Origin of the sequence: Pseudoalteromonas sp. (assembly GCF_036960685.1) — a bacterium.
In the GTDB taxonomy this organism is placed as follows: domain Bacteria; phylum Pseudomonadota; class Gammaproteobacteria; order Enterobacterales; family Alteromonadaceae; genus Pseudoalteromonas.
In genome coordinates, this window is sequence record NZ_JBALXK010000015.1 from 40,605 (window position 1) to 55,452 (window position 14,848).

Here is a 14,848-nt window from a genome sequence, read left to right on the forward strand (position 1 = left end):
AATTCACATAATGCAGTTTCAAACTCGTATCTTGATAAAACTTAGGTATATAATCTACAGCATAAAAATAATAACTAATTGCCATGAAAAACCATCGTTTTGGCAAACCAAGGAAAACTCAGTGCGCGCAAAAGAGTATTTGTTTCATCATCCACTGGCTTTTTGGTTAGGCTGTTTACTGATCACCCTTGGGGTGTTATCACACATCCCTATGTTTATCCATGCTTCAGCTATGAATTACAAGATGGTTGGTATGCCAATGGATATGACCATGATGATAGGTATGGCTTTGATACCGTTTGGTTTAGCACTTGCTTGCTATGGTTTAATGCCACGATTAGCGATTCTGCGCCTTAATAACAGTGTCGAAGTGCTAAATTTTCACATTGCCGACAACAGCCCACTTACTAGTGAGCACCTGAAATTAGTATTTGCTTTATTAGTCGCTGTCATTGTCGATGTGATGAAACCCGCTACATTAGGCTTTGTTATGCCGGGGATGACGTTAGAATACCAAATAACCAATGAGGCGGTAGGCAGCTTGGCCTTAATCGCGTTAACAGGCACTGCTATTGGCTCAATTTTATGGGGGAAAATGGCTGACATGCTTGGTCGGCGTGCGGCCATATTACTTTCCGCACTAATGTTTATTGGTACTGCAATTTGTGGTGCGATGCCAAGCTTCGAGTGGAACCTTGCGATGTGTTTTTTGATGGGCTTATCCGCAGGCGGCTTGCTCCCCATCACCTTTACACTAATGGCTGAAATGATCCCTGCCCGCCACCGAGGCTGGTTATTAGTTGCACTTGGCGGTATTGGCACCTCAGCGGGTTATTTAGTCGCCTCTGGCGCAGCAGCAATTTTAGAGCCGCTATTTAGCTGGCGAATGCTGTGGATGTTAGGTTTACCAACAGGCCTGATCGTTATTGCTCTAAATCGCTATATACCCGAATCACCTCGCTTCTTAGCTAATGTAGGACTTACACAGCAAGCAAGAGCAGTGCTTGCTAAATATAATGGCAAACTCGATAACCATCACAATCATCCAATTGAAGACAATGTATCAGCCAATAAAAATAGCTTTTACCAATTAATGCGTGGCCCTTATGCGTGGATCACGTTAGCTTTAGTGGGTGCAGGTACGGCGTGGGGTATTGCCAATTTTGGGTTTTTACTGTGGCTACCGACAAACTTACGAAACATGGGTATGAGCGCAGACACCACCAATACTTTACTTGCTCAATCTGGTTTATTGGCTTTACCCGGAATATTATTAGTCGTTTGGCTATATCATAGTTGGAGCAGTATCAAAACGTTGGTGCTTTTTGTTGTAATGACTGCGGCTAGTTTAGGCTTATTTATAGTTTTTGATTTATTACAGCAACTGAGTAATAGCATAATTCTTATTTCAACTGCGCTGTTATTGATAAGCTCCAGCGGTGTGATTGCAATGCTCATCCCCTATGCCGCAGAAATTTATCCTGTGCAGCATCGTGGCAGTGGTGCTGGGCTGATTGCTGCCAGCTCTAAATTTGGTGGTATTTTAGGCGCCATGCTGGGAGTAACCGGTATATTTGCAAAACTTGGTTTATCAGCGCTAATGATAGCCATTACTTTAATTATTTGTGCAATGCTGCTAATTAAATATGGTGTAGACACCCGCGGACGCCGTTTAGAAGATATTCAAGCACAGTTTAGAACATAATAAAAAACGCGGTATTAAACCGCGTTTTAATTAAAATAGATTAAACAAGCCTGAATTACTCAGTTACCGTAACTGGCTCTGAAGATTTATCATCACTTAATAAATATTTATCCAGCCATTGCTCTTGCTCCCACAGTACATGCAGTAAGCTTTTACGAGCGCGATAACCGTGGGCTTCGTACGGCAGCATCACTAAACGGGCTTCTTTTCCTAAACCTTTTAATGCGGCGTACATACGCTCACTTTGCATTGGGAAAGTGCCTGAATTAGGGTCTTCTTGACCGTGGATCATCAGCATAGGTTCGTTAATTTTCTCAGCATGGAAAAACGGCGACATCGCTGCATATACATCTTGTGCTTGCCAAAAGTCACGCTCTTCACCTTGAAAGCCAAACGGTGTCAAAGTGCGGTTATAAGCACCACTTCGTGCAATACCGGTTTTAAATAAATCACTGTGCGCTAGTAAATTTGCTACCATAAATGCACCGTATGAATGGCCTGCAATAGCGATTTTATCTTTATCTGCGATGCCTTTTTCAACCAGCACATCAACCGCAGCTTGCGCACTTGCCACTAACTGTTTTCTAAACAAGTCATTTGGCTCTTTGCCTTCAACGCCGACGATGGGCATTTTCGGGTCGTCAAACACTGCAATCCCTTTCGCAAGGTATGGCATCGGCCCCCAATAACCAACATAGGTGAATTCATAAGGCGACTCACGCACTTGTGAGGCAACCGCTTTATCTTTGTATTCAAGTGGGTATGCCCACATTAATACCGGTAATGGGCCTTGGGTTTTATCGTAGCCCGGTGGTAAATAAAGCGTGCCTGAAAGCTCTACCCCATCATCACGTTTATAACGCACTAACTCTTTAGTAACGCCTTTAAACGCTGGGTACGGATGCTCAAAGGTGGTGAGTTGTGTAAGCGTATCATCGCCTAAATCACGAATAAAAAAGTTAGGCTGCTGCGTTTTAGATTCACGAATAGTAATTAGTCGCTCACCTTCATCATCAAGCATAGCGCGTACACGTTCATAGTACGGCGCTTTAGATTGCCATAGACGTTTGCTGCTATTGGTTTTTATATCGTACTGATCTAAAAACGGCACATTGCCTTGCTCTGAGGCACCATTGCCTCGCAAGAATATATAACGACCGCCAACGACTTTAATAACGTTTGCGCCCAGATCATTATGTTCATAGATGACATCACCGGGATCTTTATAAGCGTCGTTATAACTGCGCTCAGAAAATAATACCCGGTTGCGATCAGCATTGCGTGGTTGAATAACATAAGTGCGCACTTGGCGATCACTAAAGCGCCATTCACTCAATAAAGCAACGTTTTCATTAGCCCATTGAATGCTCGAAAAGCGACGTTCAACTTTAGCAAATAGTTTTGGTTCACGCTTAAATGGCGAGCGTAAGCTATATAAATAATCATGATGAGGCACATCGGTTTTCATATCACCGCCATCTTGCGCCTGCGCCCAAATCACTTCAGCACCTTGGTCATCACGCCACTGAAAGTCACGGCGACCGGTGCGCACACTGTCATAACCTTGCGGGATATTATCGGCAAGCGGCTGTTTAGCAAGCTCGACCAACGCATAACCGCGCATTCCCCACACCTGCCATGTGGTTGCAAAACGGCTATATGGCACTTGATAAGAAAAAGGTTCATCAATACTCGCAACTAAAATATTGGTCGAATCTGGTGAGATTGAAAATGATTTAAACAATGCAGGCTGACCAATTGCTGAGGCAACGCCACTCATTGGAATATAGCTTAACTGCCCTTGGCCATAAAACTTAAATTGTTGTTCATCAAATGGGCTGGTTAGTAAGTTTTGGTAAGTGCGGGCAGGTGCTTTTTGACCGCTGCTTTGTTGAATAACCGGCACTACGGTGTTGCTGTCATTGGTCAATCTTGGTTTACCCAAATTAACAGCTACGTTGGCAACAATAGCAGTGCTATCTGGCAACCACTGATAGGGAGCTGCGGTTAACACAGAATTAAGCACGACGTCTGACAACTGCCGTGCTTGTTTAGTTTGCGTGTTATAAACCCATAAATTTGCTTGTGTTGGCTGCTCAACAATAAACGCGAGGTATTCACTGTTACTTGACCATTTAGGTGAACGGATCACCCCGTTTGGCAAGTTATTAACTTCAATCACAGCCCCCGTATCAATGTGCTTTAATTGCAGGCCACTAAATTTAGTGCGAGGACGTGAGCGGGAAAAGTTAGCTGGATTTAGCTTTATGCCAGCGAGTTTTAGTTCTTCCTTGGCTAAATCATCCAAAGTCTCTACACGTTTGCGATCAAATAGCGCCAACCATTGACCGTCGCCCGATAAATAACTGCTAGGCGCAAGTTTTGCGTCAACGAGTGCAGCCAAATCACTGGAGGGGGTTTGATAGCCTTGTGCAGCAAGTGCCGAGCCAGTCACACTTACACTCAGCACTAACGCGAATAAAAGCTTAATACCTTTCATGGTTTATCCTTGGTTTTTATTATTACTGGCTGTATCTAAACATGTTTTGCAATCTTCATAAAGTTTTTGCGAGTATTAGGTTTATATACCCAAACTGCGTTAAACTGGCGGCTTAGTTCAAGTAATTGCTGACGCATAGATTAAAATGAAAACAAAAACCGATAAAATCACTATTTTTGACGTTGCCAGAGAAGCCGAGGTTTCAAAGTCAACAGTGTCTTTAGTGCTTACCCAAAGTGACAAAGTCAGTGATAAAAGCAAAGCAAAAGTGTTACAAGCCATTGATGCATTAGGGTATGTTTATAACCGTGATGCGGCCGCACTGCGCAGCCGTCGCTCCAACTTAGTCGCATTAGTGATCAACGATTTAACCAATCCCTATTCAGCGCAACTTGCTGTTGGCCTTGAAAACCACATTCATGCACTAGGTATGTTACCCATGTTGGTTAATACTGCTGAAAGTGTCGAACGTCAAACACAGGTGGTAAAAACACTCAAAGAATATAATGTTGCTGCGTTTATAATGTGCCCTGCTCCTGGCACAACCCAGCAATGGGTTGACGGACTCATTGAGAGCGGCTTCCCGGTTATTCACATAATGCGAGAAGTGCCGTTTTGCAGCGCGCCAACTATATTGCCCGATAATAAAAAAGGCACTCACTTAGCGACCTGCCATATTTTACAACAAGGCATTGCAGAGGTTGCATTTGTCGGTGGTACTGAGGATATTTCCGATCACCATGAACGTTTAAGTGGTTTTCACAGCGCCCTACAACAATTTAATTTGCCTTTGGATAAACCAATCATTACCGCCGCCACTAATCGCCAAGGCGGGCGGGATGCATTTAATACTCTATACGCACAGCACCCTAACACTAAAGCCATAATCTGTTTTAATGATGTTATCGCCTATGGGGTTATTGAAGCGATACGTGAACAAGGCTTAGTGCCGGGTAAAGATATAAAAGTAGTAGGCTTTGATGATTTAGCCGACTCATGTTTAATGTCGCCATCACTGAGCAGTGTCACTATAAATGCCGATGATATCGGTAAGCGCACATGCCAAGTATTACAAGAGTTACTCAATCAAACCGTGCCTGCGGTACGTACCTTAGTTGATGTTCATTTACAGATAAGAGATTCAAGTCAATGAAAAAAGTATTAGTAATTGGCTATGTATGGCCTGAGCCAAATTCATCTGCTGCGGGCACGCATATGATGTCACTGTTAAACGCATTTAAAGCACAAAATTGGCAGGTTGAATTTGCCAGCCCGGCGCAAAAAACCGAGCATATGGTTAACCTTGATGACTACGGGATCAGTAGCGCAACAATCGCCCTTAATTGTTCAAGTTTTGATGAATATGTTAGTAACTATGCGCCAGATATGGTGATGTTTGACCGCTTTATGATGGAAGAGCAATTTGGTTGGCGAGTAGATAAACATTGCCCTAGTGCATTAAAAATTCTCGACACCGAAGATTTACAATGCTTACGCAATGCCCGCCATGAAGCACATAAAGGCAATCGTGAATTTAACCACCGTGATTTACATTCTGATATCGCAAAACGCGAAATTGCCGCCATATTACGTTGTGATTTAAGCCTCATTATTTCCAGCTTTGAAATGCAACTACTGACAGATGTATTTAAGGTCGATAGTCAGTTACTACACCATCTACCTTTTATGGTCGACTTGGCTGCACTACCAGCGCAAACCAAATCATTTGAGCAGCGCCAACACTTTATGACCATTGGCAACTTTCGTCATGCCCCAAATTGGGATGCTGTATTATATTTACAGCAAATTTGGCCACTGATACGAAAACAGCTACCAAAAGCAGAACTGCACATTTACGGCTCTTACCCGCCACCCAAAGCAACCGCACTCAATAACCCTAAAACAGGCTTTTTAATTAAAGGCTGGGCTGATAATGCCTATACAGTTATGGAAGATGCTCGTGTTTGTTTATCACCACTTCGCTTTGGTGCAGGTATAAAGGGGAAACTACTTGAAGCCATGATCATGCAAACACCCAGTGTCACCACAACAATTGGTAGCGAAGGCATGCATGATGAGTTACCTTGGCCAGGTGCGGTTAATAACACTTCTGAAGGTTTTGCAGAAGCTGCTGTCGCCCTTTACCAAGATCCACTGCAATTTATAAATGCACAAAAGTATGCTCATTCGCTGCTACAAGTGAAATATGATAAAAGTCAATTAGCCAGTGATTTAATAAATAAAATTGTTACTATTACGGCTAACTTAGCTCAACACAGAGAAAGTAATTTTACCGGCCAAATGCTTAAACATCACACCATGCGCAGCACCCAATATATGGCGCAATGGATAGAAGCAAAAAATAAGTAAACTAGGTTAAAAAAATACTAGACAGGCGGTGATTTGTGTTTACAATCGCCGCCACAAAGTTAGGCAAATTTAGATATATTGTCTATATTTTTTAACTGAACAATTTAACCTTTGGTTCAATGCCGATTTGAAAACCGCAACCTTTACAGAAAAACGCAAATTTATCGTTAAGCTTGGCAAAATGCTCCATAAATATGGCACTCCAGCGTATCGACTTGAAGCCCACTTAATGGAAGTGGCAACTTATCTTGATCTAAAATCATCGTTTGTCATGTCACCTACCTCGGTCACTTTTGTGATCTGGACAGACGGTCACGAAGACGAATATACCCATGTTGCTCGCGTTGATCCTGGTGATCATGATTTAGGCTCCTTAGCTGATACTGATGATTTAGTTAATAAAATGCTCAACGGCGAATTAACCTTACAAGAGGTTGATAAACAACTTGATATCATTTTTGACGCACCAAACCCCTACAACAAAGTACTCACTGGTATTGCTTTTGCCACCTCTGGCGGCGCATTTGCAATGCTTATGGGTACCAGCTGGAACGACGTCCTCTGGTCTGGTTTGCTTACGTTTATTGTGTATTTATTTGTTCTTTGGTCAACACGCTCAAAACGGGTTGCCCATATGCTTGAGCCACTCGTTGCAATTATTTCAGCAATACTGGCCTGTGCGATTAGTGTTTATATCGATGCACACATTAATATTCGATTAATTGTCCTGTCAGCCATCATAGTATTTATACCTGGGCTTGCCCTTGCGCTTGGTTTAGCTGAACTTGCAGCTCGCCACTTAGTATCAGGAACAGCTAGGGTAATGGACTCGTTTATGTTGCTATTTAAGCTCTATTTTGGTGCTTTCATTGGTATTGCTATTGGTTTTGCACTGTTTGGTCAAGTTGACTTCGTGCAACCTGAACCGTTACCAAAGTGGACGGCATGGTTGGCGATATTTTTACTTTGTAGCAGCTTAATTGTTATCTTTAGAACCAAACTCAAACATGCGACTTGGTCAATTGCCTCAGGCTTTATTGCTTACGGTACCAGTATCGGCTCGGCCATGTATTTAGATTACACCTTAGGAACCTTTGTTGGCGCATTTTCAGTGGGCGTATTTAGCAATTTATTTAATCGTATTGCCAATGCTCCAGCATCAATTGTTGCTATGCAAGGACTGATTGTATTAGTACCGGGAAGTAAAACCTATATCGGTTTAAATTCCTTAATAGAAGGCCAAGATTTTGTTTACGCTGAGCACATTGGTCAACAAACATTCCTGATATTTATGTCGCTAGTGGCAGGCTTAATCTTTGCCAATGTCGCCCTACCACCGAAAAAGAGTTTGTAACACAATAAAACACCTAATTTTCTAGGCTCTTAATTGAAAAGAGCCTAGCGAAGTTACTTTTCCCATCGGGAGGTCTGTATTCGCCATTGATTATTTCCCAGTCACCTTTTACCTTTCACTTTTTAATCCACTAGTTGTGAATTACAACAATTAAAAACGTAAAAATCATTAAGTAAACTTAACTTATTAAACAAAAACAAGAACTGACAAAAATAAAACAGTTGATATTAAACAATTTTAAATAGAAAAATAATTATTTTCTTTCAAATTAATCACTTTCACAACTATTCACTCAGATTCAAGACTCTATTTTTTAAAAGGCGTTTAATAGAGCCACAAACAAAACAGCTACGGTTATTTTTGTATGCGTAGTGGCCGTAATAAGTTAATCACTTAGTCGCCAATGTTTGTTTTTAGACAACGGTCTTACCAAGTTCGACGATTAATAATGACTATATGTACGAATGGTAGGACTCATTTGACACAACAAAATAAAGTTTTGATTCAAGGGGAATCGAGGATGTTAAAAGTAAAAATGAATAAACTGCATCTAGCAGTGAGTGCATCTCTTATTACATCGGCATTGAGCTTACCTATGGTAGCCCACAGTGCTGAACTTAAAAGCACGGACGAAGTTGAAGTGATTCAAGTTCGCGGTATTCGTGGCAGCGTTGTTAAATCACTGAACACGAAGCGCTATTCAAATGCGATTGTGGATGCAGTAACTGCTGAGGATATCGGTAAATTCCCCGATCAAAACGTGGCAGAATCATTACAACGTATCACAGGTGTATCAATTAGCCGTAACTTTGGTGAAGGTGAACGCGTAAGTATCCGAGGTACCAGCGAGAGCCAAAACCGTACATTATTAAATGGCCAAGCTGTCGGCTCTGCCGATTGGTGGACAAACTCTGCTGCCAGTCGTGGTTTTAACTATACTATGCTGCCGTCTGAAATTGTATCCGGGTTAGAGGTATACAAGTCACCGGAAGCAGATATTGATGAAGGCTCTATTGGTGGTACGGTTATCGTAAGAACGCGTAAACCGCTTGATTTAGAAGCAAATAAATTTGCGGGCTCAGTGCTTGCCCAGCACAGTGAAATTTCGGGTGAAACCGACCCGCAACTCTCTGCTATGTATAACTTTAAAACTGAAGATGAAACCTTCGGTGCGCTTATTTCATTGGTTCGCCAACAGCGTAACCTACGCCGCGATGGGATAGAGTCATGGAGCTGGGCTAAACGTGATATCACCTTAGAAGACGGCACTGAATATAAAGATGTATACAGTCCAGGCGGTGGTGGCTCAGCGATGTTCTTACAAGAACGTATTCGTACCGGTATCAATTTAGCCGTACAGTACCGCCCTACCGAGCAACTCGATTTAACCTTCAACGCCCTTGATTCTACTCTTGAAGCGAATAATGAAAATCAAAACTTCCTATGGCTGCCAGGTTATGGTGGCTCACAATATACTGACGTCACGTTAATAGAGAACGATCAAGTTGGTACTATGCTAGTGGGCGGGACTTTAGGGTTATCACCAACTGCGAATAACATTCTAGATGAAACCAAGGTACGTAATTCAGAAATTAAAACCAAATCGTACGATTTAAAAGCCGATTATCAAGGCGATTTATGGCTGACCAGTGTGCATGTTGGTTATACCGAAGGCGGTGGTGGTTCGCAAGCTGATCGCAGCGTTGGCTGGGAAGGCAATTATGTACATAGCTTTGATACATCTGCTGTTGAAGATGTACGTACTACTTATGGCGCAGATCCAGCAGATGGTAAAAATTGGGATTTAGGCTTTTTACGTTACGACAGTAATGATGCCAAAGATGACGAAACTTACCTACAAGTTGATTTTACGCGCCCAGTTGACATCGCTGTCTTTAGTAAAGTGAAATTTGGCTTAAAATACCGCGATCACTCTCGTTTTAATACTAAACACACCACAGATAACCGCACAGATTTAGGCTGGAGTTTAGCTGACTATTCACTATCAATGCCATCTGATTACTTATCAGGGCTAGGCTCAGACGGTACGTTACGTGATTATGCAATCACCGACTCTGAGAAAGTACGCCGCGAAGGTGATGCCCTTGATTGGAACTACCGTGTACTCAAGGCCAGTACTTTTGAAGTTGAAGAAAAAATTACTGCAGGTTATATCAAAGCAGATATCGATGTTGAAGGTATGCGCGGTAACTTAGGGGTTCGTTTAGTGCAAACTCAGCAATCAACGGCAGCTTACGTAGGTGAAAGTGGCTCTGAAGTTTGGACCAATGATGACCGCGACTATTTTGATATTCTACCTAGTATCAATCTAGCAATTGATTTAGATGACGATGTACTACTGCGTTTCAGTGCAGCCCGTGTAATGTCACGTCCAGATTATGCATCGATGACACCTTCAACCTCTTATAACCTTGAAACACAAACAGGCAGTGGCGGTAACCCGGATATTGACCCATACCGTGCAACGCAGTTTGATACTGGGGTTGAATGGTATTTCAGTGATGCAGGTTTATTCTCAGCGGTTGTATTTTATAAAGATATTCAATCTTTCTTAGATGTAACACCTAACCTAGAAATTCACGAAGGTGTAGAAATCTTAGTAAACCGCCCTACAAATGGCCGTTCTGGTCGTATCCAAGGTTTAGAGCTAGGTTATCAGCAAGAGATACTTGAAGGTTTTGGTTTTAATGCTAACTACACCTTTGTAGATGGTGAAGCAAAGGATGCCGATGGTAATGATACGATTATTCCTGGTAACTCGGAACACACTGTCAATTTAAGCACTTACTATGAAACAGATGCCTTTAGCACACGTATCTCCTACAACTTCCGTACAGGTTACAACTCAGGCCAAGGTCATGGTTATGTTGATGATTATGGTCAAGTAGATGCAAACTTTACCTACAACGTAAACGATAATTTAGCACTTGTTTTAGAGGCAATAAACCTTACAGACGAACACACTTTTAGTTACCAAGAAGAAGGTGTGCAACAAGCCTTAACGGGTGTATACGCCGATGGTCGTCGCTTTGTTGCCGGAGTGCGCTTTAACTTTTAATTACCCATTTGTCGAACTCCAAGCTAACACAGGTATTCGACTCTCGCCAAGGATGGCAGCCCCTATGCCCAGGGGTTTAAAGCAGGCAGTCATTTGACTGCCTGCTTTTTTTCATTTGTGATATTAGTACTATAAATAAGTCGCGTTAAGGCGCTAGTAATAATAAACAAAACAAGTACAATCAATAGGTAAAAACGTTACTCGAATAATATAGTCGAACAACATTGGCGAAGCATAATACGTGTCAGCACACACAGTTATTGATCACAGTAAGCATACAACAAGATTTTGTCGCTACAAATTCTTATTAGTATTGCTATGCCTGCTGTTTGCGCCTTTAACTAAAGCAGATTTACTCAGTGCAACCCTTGACTACCACCAAGGCAACTTCAACAAAGCACAACAGGAATTTCAACAACTCGCGTATTTAGGTAATGCAGATGCAATTTATAACATTGCTGTTATGTATTTACATGGCCAAGGCGTTGAGAAAAACAAAGCACAAGCCTATGCTTGGTTCAGTTTAGCCGCTGATTTTGGATTGCTCGATGCCCGTGATACGGCAATGCTCATCGCCAGCCAAAGTGATAATAAGCAGCCCCTTGATGATGCCTATGATGCACTATTAAAGCAGCTGAGTTTTCAATGGTATGATCAACAATTACGCCCAGAGTTAACCGCCAGCCCTGCCCCACATTCAAGTCCACAGCGAAGCTATACTGTTGAGCCTAAATACCCTGAACATGCCTATCAAAATGGCATTGAAGGATGGGTTTGGCTTGAGTTTGATATTGATAAAAGCGGCGCTGTAACCGATATTTCCCTCATAGATTCATACCCAGAAAAAACCTTTGATCAAGCTATAATCAATGCAGTGAAACGCTGGCAATATCAAGGGGATAGCCAAACCTTGCCTTACTATAATCGTTCTTTGCTGTATCACTTCACCACCTATAAAGGGAAACAATATGAGCAAAGCTTTAAAAGTCAGCAACGTGAGTACAATGAGAAAATTTCTGACTTAATTGATGCAGCAGAGCAAGGTAACGCCTTAGTGCAGTATTATATTGCTAATTGGCTGAGTTCAGATGAATACAATGCAACCCGCTTATTAAAATACCATTGGCAACAAACCAACGCCAATAGTGAGTTATTACTTCGCTCAGCCGTCAACGGCTACGCCAATTCGCAATATCGTATTGGTGCTAATATGTTACGCGGTGAATATGGTAAGGTTGATCGAGAAAAAGGCTTGAATTGGATTTTACTTGCAGCTCAAAGTGGTTTTGCCAATGCGCAGTATCGATTGGGACGAGAGCTATTAAACAGTCAATATGTCGATTATGCTCCCAATAAAGCCCTAACTTGGCTAAAAGCGGCCGCTGCGCAAGGGTTATTTAGTGCTAAACGGGAACTGGCCTTATTACTTTTTGAGCTAAAAAAGCCACCACAACAAATCACACAAGCTTTAGACTCTGCATTAGCAGATGATAGTGAACACCCACAATTATTATTACTTAAAGCGAAAATTCAAGCGGCTAATAACAAACCCCAAGCTGCAAAAAAATTAGCCAGCAACGCTCTGCAAGAAGCCCGCACTCGCAATTGGGATCAAAGCAATATTAAACAATTTATGGCGACCCTGCCTTAATCACTTTGTGTAATAAAATATCAGTTTCAATGCCATCCACCTGACTAAACACCACCTGACGACCATCCACTGAACTACTTATATTTAGATTAATATCAATATCATAGCCGTACACCCCCAGCTCTTTTATGAACACATTACGCTTTTGATCCGTTAAATAACAATACAACAATAACTGATGACCTTGGCGCAGTACATAATAAATACCCTGTTTAAATACCGCGGGTTTGAACAGCTCAAGAGAAGGTAATAACTGCGCCAGTGGAAACTGTTGCTCCAGCGCTGCCGATAAATAGGTTCGTACGTGTAAATCATGCTCTAAATACGAGCTATTAAGCTGCCAAAGTGGGTGCTCTTCATCTAGCGTCTCAAATGCTACATTATCTTTAACTAACGTATTGCTCGTCAGTTGAATATCGTAGCGCCAATCTTGCCATTGTAACTGCTCATCGTCACTTTGCTGATTGCTAGCTTGATAGAAAATACTGTGACTATCTGCTGACCAATGTACGCCATTGAGCTGCTCGAAACCAGATATGATTGGTACTAAACGACGTGAAAAGGTATTGATCAAATACACATTTTGTTGCTCATCCGCCAATAATACATTGTCACCATTAGGTGAAAAAAGTAGGTACTTTGGCGTAATGTCGCTCGGTAACGTGGCAATTAAGTTCGCGGTTTTACGCTGCTTATGTTTAAGCCATACTTCGATATGCGTAAAGCCTGTGATCCCTCTTCGCTGCAATGAAATAAACGCGCTTTGTTGTCCGTCTGGCGATACAGCGGGTAAAATGTCCATGCGCGCAGACGACGATAGTTGCATCGTATTACGAATTTTAGGGGCATCGGCACTTAAATCTAATTCAATTTGGTACAAATTAACCCGTGCTTGACCCTCAGCATGAGCAATATCCCCCGTTTGCGGGTTAATTGCTAAATCAGCGACAAACCCCAGTGGCTGATGTACGAGCTGCTCATTACCTTGGTAGTCATAACGACGCAGTGCATCATCCCCGAGCCAATAATAATCCTGTTCACTGTCAAATAATAACGGCGCATGGCTGTGACGACTGCGCTTTATCTCTGTGCGTTTTAGTGATTGCGTTAAATCGACTTCACTGACGCTAAACCAGCCTTGATCTTTTTCAAGTATGAGCATTTTTTGCTGCTCATTAATATCAAACGTGAGTGGTTTAAAATCGCCCACGATTTGCTGTTCTATTAAAGTCGGTGTAGGTGAAAACGCCAGCGTATATTTTACTAATCGGGGTTGTTCATCTTGCCAATGTGTGGTGTAAATAGTGTTGTCGTCAGCCCAGTGTAATTTGGTTGGACCATGACGCTGCTGACAGCGAGTGAGTTTAAATTCAGGGCTCAAGCGCCATGTCTCAATGGCATTAGAGACGGGAATAACACGAATGTCGCAACTGAGCGGATCATACCTAAAATAAGCTAGCCATTTACCGTCTGGCGACCACACTGGTGCCTCTTCTGAATAACCTGAGTTTTTAATACTGTGCACGGTCTTACTTTGCTGATCATACACCGCTAAATCAAATTGGCTTTGTTGATCGTTGGATTGGCTAAATGCTAAATACCGGCCATTGGGAGAATAACGTAAAAAGACTTCAGCCCCTGGTGCTGAGGTGATCCGTGATTGATATTCATAATTCAAACTAGGAATTGTAGGTGCAAGTAAATACTGGCTAACAAGTGTCGTTATGGCCCCGAGCATTAAACCCAGTGCAATATATAAAGCTGATGTACGTGGCGTAGCCGGAGTCACTTTGTCTAATAAGGTCGGTGCATCACTTACCTTTGCGATTAACTGATAACCGACTCGCGGTACGGTACGAATAAACGTTGCAGTGTTTTTATCATCATGGAGGCTTTTACGCAGTTGCGTCACTAGTTGACTGACTGAATTGTCGCTCACGACTACATCGGGCCACAGTGTATCCATAATTATATCGCGTGATACTGCGTTGCCTTGGTGTTCGAGTAACAACTTTAATAACACCAATTGCTTGGCTTCAACAGCAAACCAACGCCCTGATACCTTTACTTTTAAGGCAGCAAAGTCAACGAGTACATCGTTGAGGAGTAACTGTTTTAATTCGGTTGTTGGCATCGTTTGTTTTTACACACGTTAATCTATGGTTAAATTAGTCAAGAAAGCGTACTAT

The 14,848-nt window shown here is 42.2% G+C and carries 8 protein-coding genes; 6 read left to right on the forward strand and 2 right to left on the reverse strand.

What is annotated here, in order from left to right; all coding sequences use genetic code 11:
- The first annotated feature begins 121 nt into the window (after positions 1–121).
- The gene (locus tag V7783_RS13410; protein WP_335679137.1) at positions 122–1,705 is read left to right on the forward strand and encodes an MFS transporter; all 1,584 of its coding nucleotides are present in this window, start codon (positions 122–124) and stop codon (positions 1,703–1,705) included.
- A 55-nt stretch (positions 1,706–1,760) separates the two neighbouring features.
- On the opposite strand, the gene V7783_RS13415 is transcribed toward V7783_RS13410, so the two are convergent.
- Positions 1,761–4,205 (reverse strand): S9 family peptidase, encoded by a 2,445-nt coding sequence (locus tag V7783_RS13415; RefSeq protein WP_335679138.1) that lies wholly within the window; start codon positions 4,203–4,205, stop codon positions 1,761–1,763.
- 145 nt (positions 4,206–4,350) lie between these two features.
- Here V7783_RS13415 and V7783_RS13420 point away from each other — a divergent pair, with 145 nt between their 5' ends.
- The 5 genes from V7783_RS13420 to V7783_RS13440 all read left to right on the forward strand — a co-directional run bounded on the left by V7783_RS13420 (position 4,351) and on the right by V7783_RS13440 (position 12,659).
- On the forward strand, positions 4,351–5,358 hold the full coding sequence (locus V7783_RS13420; protein ID WP_335679139.1) for a LacI family DNA-binding transcriptional regulator: 1,008 nt from the start codon (positions 4,351–4,353) through the stop codon (positions 5,356–5,358).
- Entirely contained in the window at positions 5,355–6,575 is a 1,221-nt protein-coding gene (locus V7783_RS13425) for a glycosyltransferase (protein WP_335679140.1), read from the forward strand. Before V7783_RS13420 ends, V7783_RS13425 begins: the two co-directional genes overlap by 4 nt.
- A 127-nt stretch (positions 6,576–6,702) precedes the next feature.
- Positions 6,703–7,929, forward strand: a complete 1,227-nt coding sequence (locus tag V7783_RS13430) for a threonine/serine ThrE exporter family protein (protein WP_335679141.1) — start codon at positions 6,703–6,705, stop codon at positions 7,927–7,929.
- A 520-nt stretch (positions 7,930–8,449) separates the two neighbouring features.
- Entirely contained in the window at positions 8,450–11,008 is a 2,559-nt protein-coding gene (locus V7783_RS13435) for a TonB-dependent receptor (protein WP_335679142.1), read from the forward strand.
- A 241-nt stretch (positions 11,009–11,249) separates the two neighbouring features.
- A complete protein-coding gene (locus V7783_RS13440; RefSeq protein WP_335679143.1) occupies positions 11,250–12,659 on the forward strand; it encodes a TonB family protein in 1,410 nt (469 codons plus the stop codon).
- Here the strand turns inward: V7783_RS13440 and V7783_RS13445 are convergent.
- Positions 12,640–14,793, reverse strand: coding sequence for a winged helix-turn-helix domain-containing protein (locus V7783_RS13445; RefSeq protein WP_335679144.1), 2,154 nt, complete (start codon positions 14,791–14,793; stop codon positions 12,640–12,642). The two genes, V7783_RS13440 and V7783_RS13445, sit on opposite strands and share 20 nt — an antisense overlap.
- Positions 14,794–14,848: the final 55 nt, after the last annotated feature.